Source organism: Empedobacter sp. GD03865, assembly GCF_029840775.1.
In the GTDB taxonomy this organism is placed as follows: Bacteria; Bacteroidota; Bacteroidia; order Flavobacteriales; family Weeksellaceae; genus Empedobacter; species Empedobacter falsenii_B.
In genome coordinates, this window is sequence record NZ_JAOCDF010000022.1 from 39,582 (window position 1) to 56,640 (window position 17,059).

Annotated in this window: 14 protein-coding genes and 1 pseudogene; 6 read left to right on the plus strand and 9 right to left on the minus strand. The window is 30.7% G+C overall.

Annotated features, from left to right (window positions below; all coding sequences use genetic code 11):
- Positions 1 to 47 precede the first annotated feature (47 nt).
- From N5D46_RS09440 to N5D46_RS09460, 5 genes are all read right to left on the minus strand, one after another.
- Positions 48 to 1,610 (minus strand): M20/M25/M40 family metallo-hydrolase, encoded by a 1,563-nt coding sequence (locus N5D46_RS09440; RefSeq protein WP_125350368.1) that lies wholly within the window; start codon positions 1,608 to 1,610, stop codon positions 48 to 50.
- A gap of 128 nt (positions 1,611 to 1,738) precedes the next feature.
- Complete coding sequence (locus tag N5D46_RS09445; protein ID WP_280049832.1) at positions 1,739 to 2,770, minus strand: hypothetical protein; 1,032 nt, start codon at positions 2,768 to 2,770, stop codon at positions 1,739 to 1,741.
- Between the two features lie 242 nt (positions 2,771 to 3,012).
- Positions 3,013 to 3,438, minus strand: a complete 426-nt coding sequence (locus tag N5D46_RS09450; RefSeq protein WP_280045364.1) for an Hsp20/alpha crystallin family protein — start codon at positions 3,436 to 3,438, stop codon at positions 3,013 to 3,015.
- 205 nt (positions 3,439 to 3,643) lie between these two features.
- Complete coding sequence (locus tag N5D46_RS09455) at positions 3,644 to 4,435, minus strand: S1/P1 nuclease (RefSeq protein WP_038332246.1); 792 nt, start codon at positions 4,433 to 4,435, stop codon at positions 3,644 to 3,646.
- Positions 4,436 to 4,500: 65 nt separating this feature from the next.
- Positions 4,501 to 5,157 (minus strand): hypothetical protein, encoded by a 657-nt coding sequence (locus N5D46_RS09460; RefSeq protein WP_125350364.1) that lies wholly within the window; start codon positions 5,155 to 5,157, stop codon positions 4,501 to 4,503.
- A gap of 236 nt (positions 5,158 to 5,393) precedes the next feature.
- Here N5D46_RS09460 and N5D46_RS09465 point away from each other — a divergent pair, with 236 nt between their 5' ends.
- The 5 genes from N5D46_RS09465 (at position 5,394) to N5D46_RS09485 (ending at position 9,676) form a co-directional block, all read left to right on the plus strand.
- On the plus strand, positions 5,394 to 5,735 hold the full coding sequence (locus tag N5D46_RS09465) for a PadR family transcriptional regulator (protein WP_125350363.1): 342 nt from the start codon (positions 5,394 to 5,396) through the stop codon (positions 5,733 to 5,735).
- The gene (locus tag N5D46_RS09470) at positions 5,728 to 7,524 is read left to right on the plus strand and encodes a PspC domain-containing protein (protein ID WP_280049833.1); all 1,797 of its coding nucleotides are present in this window, start codon (positions 5,728 to 5,730) and stop codon (positions 7,522 to 7,524) included. Before N5D46_RS09465 ends, N5D46_RS09470 begins: the two co-directional genes overlap by 8 nt.
- A gap of 147 nt (positions 7,525 to 7,671) precedes the next feature.
- A complete protein-coding gene (locus N5D46_RS09475) occupies positions 7,672 to 8,232 on the plus strand; it encodes a 1-acyl-sn-glycerol-3-phosphate acyltransferase (RefSeq protein ID WP_280049834.1) in 561 nt (186 codons plus the stop codon).
- A 3-nt stretch (positions 8,233 to 8,235) separates the two neighbouring features.
- Complete coding sequence (locus N5D46_RS09480; RefSeq protein WP_125350361.1) at positions 8,236 to 8,658, plus strand: hotdog fold thioesterase; 423 nt, start codon at positions 8,236 to 8,238, stop codon at positions 8,656 to 8,658.
- On the plus strand, positions 8,651 to 9,676 hold the full coding sequence (locus tag N5D46_RS09485; protein WP_280049835.1) for an isochorismate synthase: 1,026 nt from the start codon (positions 8,651 to 8,653) through the stop codon (positions 9,674 to 9,676). Before N5D46_RS09480 ends, N5D46_RS09485 begins: the two co-directional genes overlap by 8 nt.
- On the opposite strand, the gene N5D46_RS09490 is transcribed toward N5D46_RS09485, so the two are convergent.
- The 4 genes from N5D46_RS09490 to N5D46_RS09505 form a co-directional block, all read right to left on the minus strand.
- On the minus strand, positions 9,673 to 10,020 hold the full coding sequence (locus N5D46_RS09490) for an MmcQ/YjbR family DNA-binding protein (protein ID WP_125350359.1): 348 nt from the start codon (positions 10,018 to 10,020) through the stop codon (positions 9,673 to 9,675). The genes N5D46_RS09485 and N5D46_RS09490 overlap by 4 nt on opposite strands.
- A gap of 85 nt (positions 10,021 to 10,105) precedes the next feature.
- The gene (locus N5D46_RS09495; protein WP_280049836.1) at positions 10,106 to 11,554 is read right to left on the minus strand and encodes a SusD/RagB family nutrient-binding outer membrane lipoprotein; all 1,449 of its coding nucleotides are present in this window, start codon (positions 11,552 to 11,554) and stop codon (positions 10,106 to 10,108) included.
- 23 nt (positions 11,555 to 11,577) lie between these two features.
- Positions 11,578 to 14,781: a SusC/RagA family TonB-linked outer membrane protein gene (locus N5D46_RS09500; protein ID WP_280049837.1), complete on the minus strand. Its 3,204-nt coding sequence runs from the start codon at positions 14,779 to 14,781 to the stop codon at positions 11,578 to 11,580.
- A gap of 244 nt (positions 14,782 to 15,025) precedes the next feature.
- The gene (locus N5D46_RS09505) at positions 15,026 to 16,579 is read right to left on the minus strand and encodes a calcineurin-like phosphoesterase C-terminal domain-containing protein (protein ID WP_280049838.1); all 1,554 of its coding nucleotides are present in this window, start codon (positions 16,577 to 16,579) and stop codon (positions 15,026 to 15,028) included.
- Between the two features lie 202 nt (positions 16,580 to 16,781).
- Between N5D46_RS09505 and N5D46_RS09510 the strand changes: the two are divergent.
- Positions 16,782 to 17,059 (plus strand): annotated as a pseudogene (locus N5D46_RS09510) (hypothetical protein); the annotation flags it as partial.

The following is a 17,059-nucleotide window of genomic DNA, read 5'->3' on the forward strand; positions in this document are numbered from 1 at the left end:
ATGAAATAAAAAGTCCACTGAAAGTGGACTTTTTATTTGAAAATATCTTATTTTAAATAAGTATCAGAATTTCTTGCCGGGCTTTTAACCTCTGGCCATTCTTGCTGTTTTCCGTCTCTACCATTAGGTAAAATACGACGCTCACGACTTACTAAATCTTTTTCTTGATCTGCCATCATCGTTAAAGTAGCACTCAAAATTGCATTCGTTTGTACTTCTTCAAAAACGATTTTATCATACGTATCTTTGTTTGTGTGCCAAGTATACGTACCGTAACCCCAATTTAATGAACTAAGTCCGAAAGCTGGCGCTCCTGCAGCGATAAAAGATGCATGATCCGATCCTCCACCACTTGGCATTCCAGGGAAATCTGTCTTGATTTCTTTCGTAATAAAATTAGGAACAGCTTGTAACCAGCGCGTCATGTATTCATATGATTTTTCAAAACCAGATCCATTGATGTTTACTACACGTCCTGTTCCATTATCTTGGTTAAATACAGCTTGAGTGTTTTTAATAATTTCTGGATGATCTTCTACAAAAGCACGAGAACCATTCAATCCTTGTTCTTCACTTCCCCATAAACAAATCAAAATTGTACGTTTGTTATTTGGGTATAATTTTTTGATTGTACGAATTGTTTCCATCATTGTGATAGTTCCAGTTCCGTTATCTGTTGCTCCTTGCGCTCCATCCCAAGAATCGAAGTGAGCAGAAAGAATAATGTACTCGTTTGGTTTTTCTTTTCCTTTAATTTCTCCAATAATATTGAATGTTTTCGCAACTCCATTGTGTTTAGATTGTGCATTAACAGTCAATTTTGGAGCAGTTCCATTTTCAGCTAAACGATATAACATTCCGTAATCTTCATTCGAAATATCTAACATTGGGATAGTTTTCGTTTTTGCACCAAAAATTCTATTTGCTCCCATAATTCCTGTCCAATAAGAAATTGCAACCGCTGCAGCTCCATTTTTCTCAAAAACTTCTGGAAGTGTATTGTTGTTGTAACCTGTCACTTTTATAGAATTTGCCCAAGCTTCGGCTTCAGCTTTTCTTGTTTCAGTAACTTTTTTATACAAATCCTCTAAACCAAAATCTTTGTATTGATAATCAGAACGTCCATATGATTGGTTTTGTGACATCAAAACAACTTTTCCTTTTACAGAAGGTAACCATGCGTCAAATTCAGCTTTTGTTTTGAAAACTGGCATTGCAATAGCATCTGCATTCACAGCTTTTTTAGTAGCTGGTGACCACGCTAATTGCGTAGCTTCGATAGATTTTGCTCTTGGATACGTCATATCTACATGCGTTATTCCGCGTTCCCATGCTTTCCATGTTCCATAATCTTCACGGCGTGCATCAATTCCCCAAGATTTCAACGTTTTAATTGCCCATTCTCCTGCTTGATCCATTTGTGGAGTTCCTACTAAACGAGGTCCGATTCCGTCTAATAATTCGTGCGAAATTTTCTTCAACTGCGAATTATTTTGAATTTCAGTTACAAAACTTTGTACAGTTGGATCTAATTTTTCTTGTGCTTGCGCATGTACCGCAATAGACGATAATACGATTGTAGAGTAGGTTAATGTGTTAATCAATTTCATAACTAAAGTAATTTCGTGTGATAAATTTTACAAATTAGGTCTAAAATAGAATATTTTGTGAAATAAAAAAAGACATCTACGGATGTCTTTCATGTATTTGTGTTTTTTTGAAAATATAATATTGTTTTTTAATTATCTTTCATCTTAATGAATCGATTATTTTGCAGCACAAATATTTTGTCAGGATTATACGCATGATTCTTTTTTGATTCTTCATTTAATGGAAAAACTGTAATTGCCAAAACAGGAAAATCATTGAAACTAAATATTTGCAAATGAACATTTTTGTATAAATATTTGTCCTTAGAAAAAGTAGAATCAAGCAAATTATAATAATTAATCAATTCAACATCGCTCATTATACTTTCGGTTAAATTTTCTGGATGATAACCAACAAATAATAAACCTCCCTGACCATGCAGCATTGCATAAATATTTTTTTCAATTTCTTTCGGACAATTCTTTTCTAAAAACTGAACATAATCAAAATCTTGATAATGAAAAAGATGATCGTAAAGACAATCTAAAATAAATTCTCGGTTCGAAATATTATTTATAAAAAATTGTCTTGTTGAGTTATTCCACAAAAAAGGTGTGTCTAAAATTTCAAAATGATCAGCTTTAATATCAAAATTTGAGAATAGATTTTTATTTAATTTTATTGCATCTATTTGTTCTTCAAAACCTAAGTTTTTCAGTAATTTATATTCATTTATTAAACTGTTGAGTTGTTCAGAATAATTAATTTGTTCAAAATTTTTTAAAGAATAAATTTCATATTCGTTATCTTTTTTTAAAGTATCGAAATCTTCATTTAAAACAAAAGATAAACTGATTCCATAAGGAAAAACAGTTTCATTTGGAGTGATAAAAATAGCTTCTTGATTAACTAGTTTTAAACGTTTGTAATTATTTCCGTTAGGAAAATTGATTTCAGTATTTATTCGATCAATTGCTTTTGGTTGAATAAAATTACTTTCAATTTGTAGCAAACCTTCATTTGAAATAATTTCGATGTAATTTTCAAGAAAACTAAAAGCATCCAACCTGTTTTTTAATCCATTATCCGAATTAAATTCAGTTATTTGAAATTCTTTTGAGCTTGTGCAAAAACGTGTTTTTACAACATAAGTTATTGTAGATAAAATGTTTTTGTGCATAGTTGAATTTTAGTCTTTTGTAAATGTAAAAGATTAGTTTTTAATAATTTTCACTAAAAAGCACTTTTTTCTAAAAATTATTAAGTGTTTTTGTTAAGAACTTTTTCATTCCGTTTTCGATAAAATAGTTACTTTTTTGAACATTGTTTTTGAGGAAATGATAAAATTATAAATTTGATTTAAACAAAAATCCTCAACTCCGAAGAATTGAGGATTTAATAACCAACTAAAATTAACTATATCTATGAAATTTGTATGCTACGTTTTTCTTTTGGTAAAGCTTCTTCTTTTTTAGGTAAAACTAATTGTAAAATTCCGTTTACATAAGAAGCTTCTATTTTGTCTTCGTTTATGGTTTCTGGCAATGTAAATGCTCTTTTGAAACTTGAAAAATTAAATTCTCTTCTCGAAAATTTTTCATCTTTTACTTCTTCATTTTGTTTAAATTCTGATGAAATTTTCAAAATATTTTCATCAATTTCAATTGAAAAGTCTTCTTTGTTTAAACCTGGTGCAGCTAATAAAATCTCGAAACTATCTTCGTTTTCTTTGATATTTACTGCAGGAAATTGATTTTGAGAATTTACAAAAGTTTCAAATTTTGGACGCATTGCATTTTCAAATCCAAAAGGAAAATAATTTGCTCTGTTTTTTCTAACTGTATTCATGTCTTGTATGTTTAAATTTTTGATTTCATTGTTCATGCTTACTTCTTTTCAAATTACATGCAAAATGATTTTATCGGACAAAATGACTTGTTTTGTAATTTATTAAATGTCAAAAAGTCCGAATATTAAATTTAACGCATAAAAAATCCTGAAAAATTGACTTTTCAGGATTTGAATTTATTTTAGAATGATCTAAAAATCTATTTTATTTGAATACATCGTCTAAAACTTTTGCTAAACGAATTCCTCCTTTTAACAGTTGATCTTCGATGATAAATTTATTATCAAAATGGTAACGATAACCTAATTTATCGTCCATTTTTACTCCTGCATAGATATTGTTTGCAAGAATGTACGAACCATAAATCCAATCAGCATAAGTACCTTCTTTCATTGCTTTTTGACGTTCTTTTGACGCAATATCCAATAAATTAGAATATTCTGTGTACGAATAGTTTTCGTAATCTACCAATTTAGAATCCCAAACGGTGTGGATATTTACTTTATCACGGAACCATTCAACTTTGATACGATTTCCTCCCAAATCATCTGGACGACCAACGTGAAGTGGTTGATGTGCATCTCCAAGAATGTGAATCAAGAAATATAAATCGTGTTGTTTTTGCTCGATTGTAAGGTTTTTATTGTTTTTTAATTCATTCATTAAAAACAAACCTTTTTTGTACATGTTTTCATCTGAAGTTTGCTCTAAAGCAGCATCAAATTGTTGACGATTTAAATCTCCAGGAATGTTAACATAGTGATAAGAATCTGCATGTTTCCAAGAATCATCAGACTTGATAAAATCTGGCCAGTTTGCCCAATAAGCTAACTTTTGAGGACCAATAATTTTTGTAATTTCTTTACGAGTTTTCTTGCTAATGTGTTGTTCTGCAATCTGAGAAACCACTCGGTGACCTGTTAATCCCCAAGCTAAAGCACTTTCTGAAGCTAAAAATGCACCTAAAAGCATTGCACTTCCTATAATTTTTTTCATTGTGTGAGCTCGATTTTTGACAAAGGTAAGGAAAGTTAATTATTGATGAATTATGATTAATGCTATTAAAAAAAAGTTTGATTATATATTAAAGGAAATAATTCTAAATCAAAAGGATTAATAGTATTTGTACAAAAAGTAAGTGGTAAATCTTCGTAAGTAATCAAGCACCAACTTAAATCATCGGGAAAAAGAAAGGAATTAGAATCGAAATCTGAGTTTTTCTGAAAATCAAGATATTCTGAAATTAAAACATTACTATTCCTTTGCTTATAATTTTCTTCCCAATAAAATTCCTCGATATTGCTGATATATAAATGTAAGGTTTGAGAATTTATAATTTTATTTAATCCTTTATCTATACAATCAATTGTTTGATTATCTAGAAATTCAATTGCTGGATTATCTTTAAAATTGTCTAGAATATTTATATTTTTTTCAAGTTTAAATTTTTGAGAAAGTTCATCAAGATTTATTTCTCTGTAAAGATTACTTTTTTGAGGATTAAGAAATAATCCAAATTCTCTTTCAATCTTTATTCTTTGGTTGATTTCTTCTATGGTTAAGTTATTTGATGGATATTTTTCGAAAGGAAAATCATCTATAATTCCAATTTTCCAATGAATCATATAATATTGTTTAAATAAATCTGGAATAATATCAGTTAACGTTTCTATATTTTCGTTGTTTTTATAATCTTTTATCCAAGAGAATTGATCCATAATTAGCTTTAATTATTCTCTAAATTTAATAAAAATCATCTTTAAAAGTTCTTTTTTTGGAGATTTAGAAATTTTCTAAAAAAAACTTTAAAAAAATATTAATTCAGCAAACCTTGATAAACAGACCGTTTGTTGTGTTTTTTATTTATAATACTAAAAATAATTCAGTACTTTGTTTTGCATAATACTAAAACTTTTATATATATTTGTATAACAAAATAAAACAAGCCGTTCTTATGAATATAGAGAAAACAAAAGTTCAGATGCGAAAAGGTGTACTGGAATATTGTATTCTCAGCATTATCAAAAAAGGAGATGCGTATGCATCTGATATCATAGACGAATTGAAAAAAGCAGAGATGATTGTTGTTGAAGGAACATTATATCCGCTTTTGACAAGACTTAAAAATGATGACCTTTTACAGTATCGCTGGGAAGAATCAACGTCAGGACCACCTCGCAAATATTATGCACTTACAGAGTTAGGTGAAAATTTTTTAAAAGAATTAGCTGAAACTTGGGAACAGTTAATTGAAGCCGTGAATAAAGTAACCACAGAAACGCAGAAAAATGGATAAAACAGTATCAATAAGTATAGGAGGATTTTCTTTCGTGTTAGACGAAATTGCCTATAATAAATTAAAGACCTATTTACAAGATGTAAAAACTTCTTTGAGAGGTACGGAAGGTGTAGAAGATATTATTGAAGATGTAGAAATCCGTATTTCTGAATTATTTCGTGAGCGATTAAAATTTAGAGAAGTCGTAAACGAAGATGATATCAATTTTGTAATTGCTACGATGGGACATCCAGATCAATACAAAGTTGAAGAAGATGAAGAGAACGAAAAAACGTCTACAAATTCATCGTACAATTATTCGTCAAATAATCAATCGTATGGAGGACAACAAACTGGTGCGAAACGTTTGTACCGCGATCCAGATGATACAATTGTAACAGGATTATCTGCTGGTTTGGCGCATTATATGGGCGTTGATCCTTGGTTTGTACGTTCTATTTGGTTAGTTCTGGGAATTTTAGGAATTTTCACAGCTGGTGTATCATTTTTATTGGTTTTGTTTTGCTACTTTATCTTGTTAATTTTTGTTCCAAAAGCAAAAACTACATCAGAGAAGTTACAGATGTACGGACAACCAGCAAACATTGATACATTAAAAAAAAACGTAGAACAAGCCAGTGAAGCTGTTGTAAGTGGGAGCAAAGAATTAAGTAATAAACTAGGTGGAGCCTTTGGCGTTTTTGGTCGAATTCTACTTTGGTTCATCGGATTTATCATTCTAAGTACAGGAATTGGATTAATCATTGGAGGATTCTTTTTCTTCTTTACAACTTGGACAGAAATGCCTACTGAATTATTCGGTTATCTTGTAGAAGAAGAATGGATGAGTATGGCAGCCAAAATATTTGGAGGAGTACTAATGGTAATTCCAGGTGTTTTGTTGACAATTTTAGGTGTAAAATGTTTCTGGAATAGAGTAAAAGTTAGTAAAGCTGTAATATTTGGAGCAATTGCTCTTTGGTTTGTTGCTTTATTTGCAATCATTGGAATTTCTGTAAGTACAGCAAGTAAATTTAGAAACTCAGTTGAAATGACACAAGAAAAAAGTTATGTTATTCCTTCTGATACGCTACAAGTCTATTTTAGAGAAAATAATGAAGGAAACTTAAAGTTTAAAACTTTTAACGATTTAGATCAATTAATTGATGCTGATGGAAACTTAATTATTCCAATTGATGATATTTTTGAGATTGAAGAAAGTACAGACGATAAACTTCATATTCAAGTAACTTATTCTTCTAAAGGAGGAAGCAAAGAAGAAGCAAAACGCAATTTAGAAGCAATTAGATATAATTACGAATTAAATGGAAATAAACTTTATTTAGATGAGTTCATTAAAATTCCTAAAGATGGTAAATTTAGAAATCAAACGGTTGATATCAAATTGTATATTCCTAAGAACAAATTAATTCATACGAATAACACTGATCGAATGACAATTATTAATAATGATAATGATCGTGATTATTTATATGATTTGAAGAATAAATTTATTGGGTATAATGGAAAAAAATTCGTATGTTTGAATTGTCAAAAAGATTCAGATTCTGAGGACGATATTAATCTTGATTCAGAGGATGTAAACATAAATTTGAATGACGGAAACGATTCGGCGAGAGTTAGAATTGATAAAAATGGTATTCGTGTCGAAAGTAAAGACGGTTCAGTAGGACTAAATTTACCAAGAACTGAAAACAAAAAAGAAAAATCAAACCAAGAAATACACTATAAAGATGATACAGATTCTATTAACATTAACTACAGAAATCATTCAAATAATCGTTGATTTCTTTGCGTAGACTTAAGAAGTATTTTAATTAATAATATTCAAAAAGAGACATTTCATTTCGGAATGTCTCTTTTTATTTTTGGTTACATTGACTAATATCCGTTTCGAGTTTTGTATGTTTGCAAATGCATAAAGCATCATTTTATGAAAAATTTTTTAGGTAAACTTTTGTACTCATTAGGAGGTTGGAAATTAGATAATCATCTCGATTTATCAAAAGTAGATAAATGCGTTTTGGTTTGCGCTCCGCACACTTCCAATTGGGATTTTTACTACACTATTTTGGCTTTTTGGCAAATGGGAATTCCAATGAAAATGTTTATCAAAGATGCTTGGACAAAGCCTTGGTATGGATATTTTATCAAGAAAATGGGCGGAATCGGAATTGATCGTTCTCAACGACATAATATGGTTGATTTTGCTTCAGATATTTTAAAAAAATCAGATAAATTATATTTAATCAATACACCAGAAGGAACACGTTCTCGTGCAGAAAAATGGAAAAATGGATTTTTCTATATCGCTCAAAAAGCAGATGTTCCGATTGTTTTGGCTTATTGTGATTTCAAGAAAAAAAGAGCTGGAATTTCAAAAATTGTTGAAACAGAAAACAGAACTTTAGAAGATGTGATGGATGAAATTCAAGATTTTTACAAAAATGTTACGGCAAAACATCCAGCACTTTATAACCCAAAAATACATTAAATCATGAACGAACAAGATATTTTACAGAAGTTCAACGAAATGTCGAAAAATACATTACTTGAAACTTTAGATATAGAATTTACGGCAGTTGGAGAAGATTTTTTATCAGGAAAAATGCCTATTACGCCTAAAGTTCATCAACCATTTGGGTTATTGCATGGAGGTGCTTCTATCGTTTTGGCAGAAACGTTGGGAAGTACATTGTCAAATATTATTTTACATTCGGATGATTTTGTGGCGGTTGGTCAACATGTTGACGCAAACCATCTTCGTCCAAAAAAGGAAGGAACAATTTTTGGGCATGCAACAGTCGTAAAACAAGGTCGTACTTCGCATTTGATTAAGATTGAAATCAAAGATGAAAACGATAAATTAATCTGTTATACACATTTAACAAACGCTATTATTTCTAAAAAACATGTTTAAAAAATTTCAAGATAAACTTGAAAGATTAATTCAGAATCAAGAACCTTTTCTTCTTTTTAGAAAACCAAATTCTACACAAGTGGAGTTGTGGGAAAATAAAAATTTCGAATCGGATAACAAGTTTATTTGTAATAGTTTCGATAATACAAAATTGGTTGAATTTAATGATGATGAGGTTATAGATATTGGAATAAATGAATTACCAAATTTTGAACTTTCTTTACCAGAATCAGATCAAAATGAAGCAATTTCGTATGAAAATTATATTGATTTAATTCAAAAAACAGTTGAAGAATTACAAAGTGATTCACCAACTAAAAAAATTGTAATTAGTCGAATCAATTCACTTCCAGAAACGAATATTAATTTAGTTGAAACTTTCAAAAATTTACATCAACATTATCCAAATGCCTATGTGTATTTGCGATTTGATACAGAAGAAGGTTGTTGGATTGGAGCTTCGCCAGAGCTTTTATTAAAAGAAAATAATCAATTTATACAAACTGTTTCTTTGGCTGGAACAAAAGCAAAAGAAGATGAATGGACGGAGAAAGAATATCACGAACAACAAGTAGTAACTGATTATATTTCGTCAACTTTAGAACCTTATACTTCTTACATTGATGTAGACGGACCATTTTCGGTAAATGCAGGATTTTTTGAACATTTGAAATCATTTATTTCAGCTCAATTAAAAGACAAATCTCAGCTGTATGACTTGTTGAAAGCTTTGCATCCAACGCCTGCTGTAGGAGGAATGCCAAAGGATCTGTCAAAAGATTTTATTCTCGAAAACGAAGGTTATAATCGTACTTTTTATGCAGGTTTTATGGGCTTTCAAAATAAAACAGAATCGGAGTATTTTGTTAATCTTAGATGTGCAAAAATCTATTCTAATAAAGTAAATTTATATGTAGGAGGAGGTATTATGCCCGATTCTATTCCTGAAAATGAATGGCGAGAAACAGAACTGAAATCAAAAACAATAGGTGAGTTGTTGGTGAAAACAGAGAATTAAATCAACTTAGGACGTTTAGATTTTGGTAAAGTTAAGATGACTAAATTATAAGAATCTTTTATCCATTCTTTGATTTGAATGTTTTTCACGTCTTGATGAATTTTAACAGTATTCCAATGTTTTTTGTTCATGTGATAACCAGGAATTACAGCTTCGAAAGTTGCGCGTAATTCAATTGCATTATCTGGATCACATTTGATATTTACAGAATCAAAATCGTCAATATTACAAAGGCAAAACATTTTTCCAGCGATATAAAAGACCAAAGTAGATTGATCAAAAGGAAATTTTTCTTCGACCAATGGAAGTCCTAAACAAAACTCTCTTAACTCTTCTATATGCATAAAAATATTTTTAGTGAAGATACAAATAAAACGAAAACGACCTTAATTACAAGGTCGTTTTCTATTAAATGTGGAATGTATGCAATTAATTTACATCCCACCAAACACGCGTATTGATGTTATCTGGTCCCATTTGTTGAAGTGCGTTCTGATAGCCTTCTGGGTTATAATTTCTAACACTTGTTGGATAAAGCATACGACGAGGCATTTTTTTATCATTCAACATGGTAGAAGTTGTCGGTAATTTTGGAAAACCAGTTCTTTTATATTCAAACCATTGTTGGTAATCTGTAAAGAATAAAGCAAAATATTTTTGATCGATGATACGTTCTAATGTATTGTTGTATTTAATTTTTTCTTGTGCCATAAATTCAGCAGTAGGCTCGATATTCGTCCATAATTGTACAGCAGCTTTTACAGCTTTATCATAATGAGTTTTTGCATCACCACCTAAACCTTTTTGAGCCATTTCAGCTTTTATAAACTCAACTTCAGCATAAGTCATTAATGGAATTTTCATCGGAGCGACAACAATTGCATTATTTGGAGAAGATGGTGTAAAATTATAATCAGAACTATTTCCTTCGTAAGCAGCAGGGATACCTTTGTATCCTAAAGAACCATTTTTATCTGAAGCTTTATTAACTAAAATTGGTAAACGAGGATCATTAGTTTCATTCATTTTATCAATAAAAAATGTTGTGAATGTTCGGCTATCTCTATAATCTTGTGCTCTTGGCCAAGGAGATAAACTTGGTGCTAAACCAGAAATTTGTAAAATAGCAGATTCTGATTCACTTTCGAAAACTGGATAAGTTGTTGGATTATCAATGATTTTTTTTATTTCTGTTAAAGCAGATGCATCACGATTAGAGATTCTTAATAATAATCTCATTTTTAATGAATTGGTAAATTTTTTCCAACGTGTTATATTGATGTTTTTTTCACTACTTGGGAATAAAATATCTGTACCATATTTCAGACCTAAATTAGTTACATATAATTGATTTGCTTTTTCTAAATCATTAATTAATTGCTTATAAATATCTTCTTGTTTGTCAAACTTAGGTTTTGTAATACCTTCTTCGGCTTTTGCTGCTTCTGTAAAAGGAACATCGCCAAACATATCGGTTAAATTAGAAATTACCAATGAGCGAAGCGTTAATGCAATTGCTTGATAATTGACATCTCCAGCTTTTTGCGAAACTTTTAGCATTTCCTCCAAATTAACAAGATTTGTGTAGGCATTATTCCAAGTCGAATTTCCCGTTCCTGTTGTTACATCATATCTATGAAGCCCCATAGCATTGCTTGGAAAAGGGATGTGTACTTGCATTAATTGTGCTGTGATATCATAGTTTTTTAGAACATTGTTTTCAGCTAAATTATATAATACAGGATTTAAAACGGAACCTGAATTAATTTCTGTGATTAAGTTTGGATCTTCATTCGCTTTCTCAAAATCGTTTGTACAAGAGAAAACAGTTGAAATTATAGTGAAGGCAAAAAATAGTTGAATTGAAATCTTTTTCATTTTAATAAATTGAATGTTGTAAATTATAATGAAGCTTTTAGAGTAACTCCGTATGTTGCAGTTGATGGCATTTGCCCCATTTCAACTCCAGGTACATAAACGTTACCGTTTAATGATGCTGTTTCAGGATCATATAAAGGGAAGTCACTAATGGTAAATAAATCGCGTCCGTAAACTGTTAATGACAATGCTTGTAAACCTGTTTTTGATAATAATCTTTTAGGGAAATCAAATGTTAAACTGACATCTCTTAATTTTAAATATGAAGCTTCGAATGAGTTAGATTCTACATTTGCACGACGATTATATTCTGCATAATAAGTTGCCACATCGGCTTTTGTTGTATTTGGAGAATAAGTTCCGTCAGAGTTTAAAACAACACCGTCACCAATAATAAAACCATCTTCGCGACCTGGTAAAGAATCTGCTAGTTTTCCTTGCTCCATCATTTTATGGTAACTTTGTGAATAGACAATTCCACCATATTGTCCGTCTAAAGTAAAACTGAAACGCAATGTTTTGTATTTGAATTCGTTTGTAAACCCTGCTCGCCATTTTGGAGTTGCATCGCCAACGTATTCTAACGATCCATTTTTAATAGGAACACCAGTTTTTTTGTCATAAATGATTTGTCCTGCTTCGTTTCTAACAAATTTTTCTCCATATAAAGCAGTTGAAGATCCACCGATTTTTGCAATTTGATAAACAGTTCCAGATTGACCAAGAATCATTTGATCATCTTCAATTCCATCGACCAAAGATTTTACTTTATTTTCATTTTTTGTCCAAGTTCCAGACATTTTCCAACTAAAATTATTATTTTTTATAGCTGTATATGAAGCGGCTATTTCGATTCCTCGGTTTTCTATTTCACCACCATTAACAACTCTCTTCGAGTATCCAGTTGTTATATCATTTGGCAATTCTATAATTTGATTTTCTGTACTTTGTTGATAAATAGTGAAATCTAAGCTTAGTCTTTTCTTGAATAATAAAGCCTCGAAACCAGTTTCCCATGATGTTGTAGATTCAGGTTTAATATCAGGATTAAATAATCTTCCAGGTACTACTGCAGATGCTGTAAAATCGCTTTGATCGTAATATCTATTTGTCCAACCTGTTGTACCTCCGTTACCAACTTTTGCAAATGATAAACGGTATTTTAAGTAATTAATAGGTCCTTTTATTTTGAATAAATCTGACAGAATAAAACTTGAAGAGACTGAAGGATAAAAGAATGAGCTATATTTTACTGCAACAGAAGAATTCCAGTCGTTACGACCTGTAAAATCAACGAAAATCATGTCTTTCCAACCAAATGAAGCCATTCCATATAATGAATTTTCTTTTAAATTAGAATCATACGTTCTTGCAAAAGGAGAAGTTAATCCATTCGAAAGTTTATAAACTCCAGGCGAAGCTAAACCATTTACCCAAGCCGTTAAATTTCTGTATTCATAATTTTTTCTATTACCTCCAACATTTGCATTGAAACCAAAATCTCCCCATTTATCAGTATAAGTTAATAAGAAATCGATATTTGTTTCAGTTTTAGATATGTCTTGTCTTTTGTAATATCCATTCGGCGTACGATTCATATCAAATGGACGTTTTTGTTCGCGCAATTGGGTATAGGTATTAATTGCAGGACGTAACATTAAGCTTAATTTATTGCTTAATTTAAAATCTGCTCTAATATTTCCAACAATTTGATTACTACTCATTGGATTAACAGCTTCGTAAGCAATAGCATAAGGATTGTCCATGTATGAACTAAATGGGCGAATCATTTTTACTCCATTGAAATCCTTTTTCCAAATTGGTTTGTACCAATTTAAATCTACGTTTGGATTTTGGAAGATCATAAAATAAGCAATAGATCCATTATTGTAACCAGTTCCTGGTAAATTATCACTTGTTTTGCGAGTATAGTTTAAAGCCGTCGAAACTTTGATACGATCACTTACTTGATAGTTTCCATTAATAGCTGCAGTATAATTTTCGTAGCCAGTATTTGGCATAATCCAGCTATTTTTCTGATGTCCAATAGAAGCTCTCATACTTCCTTTGTTATTTCCACCAGAAAGTGTAACTGCATTACTGAAAGTAAAACCTGTTTGCCAAAACCCTTTTCTATTATCTTTATAGGCACGCCATAAAGTTCTTTCAGTTCCTTGTTTTTCTAAAGTTGGATCATATTGGAAAAATGATTGCCCATCGAATTTTGGTCCGAATGCAGAAGAAGTACTTCCTGTGTTTGGACCATCTGCTGAGGCTTGATACGAGTAATAAGGATTCCCGTTTTTATCGAAACTTTTTCCAGTTCCTTGACCATATTCATATTGAAAATCTGGCCAATTGTTAATAACGTCAATAGCTACAGTTGATTTATATTCTAAACCTAATTGTTTACCTTTTTTACCTGATTTTGTAGTGATAATTAAAGCCCCATTTGCAGCTTTATTTCCATAAAGCGCCGCTGCTGAAGGTCCTTTTAAAACGGTTACACTTTCGATATCTGCTTGATTAATATCAGAAATACCATTACCAAAATCGATAGGAGAATCATCGCCCATATAAGCAGTATTGTTTCCAGAAGAAGTCATTTCTGTACTCATTGGAACACCATCAATGACAATTAAAGCATAATTTTTTGATTGATCTATTGAATTTGCTCCTCGTAAAATAATTTGTTGAGAATTGATTGGTCCATTTCCTCCAGAAATAATATTAAGACCAGCTACTTTTCCTTTCAATCCCGAAGACCAGTTATTCGCTTCTGCTGTTGCAAGTTCTTCTGAACCTATATTTTGTTGAGCAAATCCTAATTTTTTCTGCTCTCGCTTTATCCCTAAAGCAGTGACAATTACCTCATTCAGTTGGTTAGATTCTTCTTGTAAAGTAATTTTTACTTGAGAAATATCTTTCGGTGTGTATTCAATAAATTTGTGTTGAGATGAATTTACCAATAATGTTGGATGAGCAACATTTACTGAAACAAATTCGAAAAAACCATCTCCGTCTGTAAATGTTTTAAAAGATGTTCCCTTGATGATGATTTCTACATCTGCAACTCCTAATCCGTTTTGATCAACGATTTGACCTTTGATTGGATTTTGATCTTGAGAAATCGATTGATGATAATCTGTTTCGGTATAAGTTTTAGCATTGGCGTGTAAACTTAAAAATCCACCTAGTAGAAGTAGTGGTAATTTTAATTGCTTCATGACTGTAAAAATGAAATGTTTATGTGTTAAAAATTTTAACAAAACTAGAACTTCTGTTTATGAAGTTGTTTAACTCAGGATTAAGAGATTTTTAAGTAAACATTACTAAAATAGAGGTCTTGATATTAGTTTTACATCTGATTAATGGTTTATTGATTTTTATTTAACATGAATAAATTGTAAAATATTTTATTTAAAAAAGCCACTTCTTTTGAAGTGGCTCATCAAGATGTGTATAAAACGGTTATTTAATAACTTCGAAAGAAGATTTTTCTGTAAAAGTGTTTCCGTACAAATCGGTTGCGCGAACTTCAATTGGATAAGTTCCAACTTTTAGTTTATTCGGTAAACGAACAGACCAAATATGTTTCGAAATTTCTGGAGCAGAAGGTCTGTTACCAATATTTGTAATTTCTGCATTATCAATTTTCATGATGGTTTCCATATAATTGTAATCAACTGTTGGATCCCAATTCATCCCTTTCCATTCACCATTATTTACGCGATATTCAACTTTATTTGATTCATGTCCCATAAAGAAATTAGCATATAAAAAAGCACGATTGCGTTTACCTTCTTTTACTTTTTTTGTGTGGTACAAGTCGATTTGTTTTTCTTTTGGTGAATTTGCAACTTTATAATCAAATTTATATTGATTACCATCTACATGCAAAAAGGCATAACCTTTTGGTGTACCATCGCGCATCGTAGAAGCCGGAACTCCTTTTGCATCTTTCGGTCCCGAATACCAATCACCAGAAGTTGTTCCAACATTGTACTCGTGATGAGGTTTTTGTTGTTGCCAACCATCTTGATTTGCATAAAAAATCTGTTCTTGGAAATGTGTATGAGCAGACATTGAAATTGTATTTGGGTAATCTTTTAATAATTCGAATAATTGATTTCTATCTTCTGGACGTGTGTCACGCAACGGAATATGAAATGCTAAAACGATTAAATGATTCTTTGGAACAAATTTTAAATCATTTTTAATGAATTCTAATTGATCAGGACGGAAACCTCCCCAATATCCTTTTCCATCGCGAGGATCAGGATATAAAATATCATCTAAAACAATAAAATGTGCTTTACCAATATTATATGAATAATTATTTGGACCGAAATTTTTCTCGAACGTTTCATCCGAATATTGATCTTCTTTTGCATCATAATTCATATCATGATTTCCCATTACATTGTACCAAGGCAAACCAACTTTCGAAACAGTTTTTATATAAGATGGATGCAAATTCAAATCATCACCAACCAAATCTCCTAAAGAAAGTCCGAATTCCATTCCTTTAATTCCTTTAACATCGTCAATTACACCTTTAGAGAAATATTCGATTTCTTCTTCTGTATAAGCTTGAGGATCACCAAAAATTAAAGCCGAAAATTTTTCGTTTTCCTTTGTAGGAATTAAAGCAAAATCAATACTCTTTGGAGTGTTTCCAGTCGGAGAAGAACCTGCATATTCTAATTTTGGAGAACCATTAGGTTTGTTGATGTAGTAGAATTGCGGCTGATTGAATTCGTTTGTCGGAACTTTGTAATTTGTTGGTTTAATGACAAACAAAATAGTTTCGTTGTCAATCTCGATTTGATATTCTCCTTTATCATTTGTAGAAACAACTTGTTTTCCGTTACTAACTTGTACATTCGATAAACGTTTTTCAGATTTATCGAATTTGTTGTTTTGATTTTTATCTTCAAAAACAATTCCTTTAGCAAGTTGTTGAGCGTTGACAGAAGTATAAAAACTTCCAAATAATACCAGCGATAATACGATTTTTTTCATTGTGTGAATCTCTTGTTTTGTAGATGTTAAAATTCTATATTTTATGCGGTACTCGGATTAACACAACAATAAGTAAAGATTAAATTTAAGTAAATAAGAATAACATATTTTCAAATTTAATAATGGATGAATAATTGTCTTTGATTATTAAATATTCTAAATTTGTAACCGATTGCATTATGTTATGGAAGAGAAATTAAGCATGAGTTCACGACAAATTTTCATGCAAATTATAGGTTATGTAAGTTTTTCATTTATAGGTTATTTACTGATAGGTTTACCTTTGGCTATTCTACCTATTTTTATTACAAAAACATTAGGTTTTACTGAGCTTGTAGCGGGTATTGTAATTAGTTTGCAATATGTGACAACTTTTATATTGAGAGGTTATGCCGGAAAAATTGTAGACACAAAAGGTCCTAAACCAGCCGTTTTATTAAGTATGAGTTTGTTTATTTTAGCTGGAGTTTTATTATACTT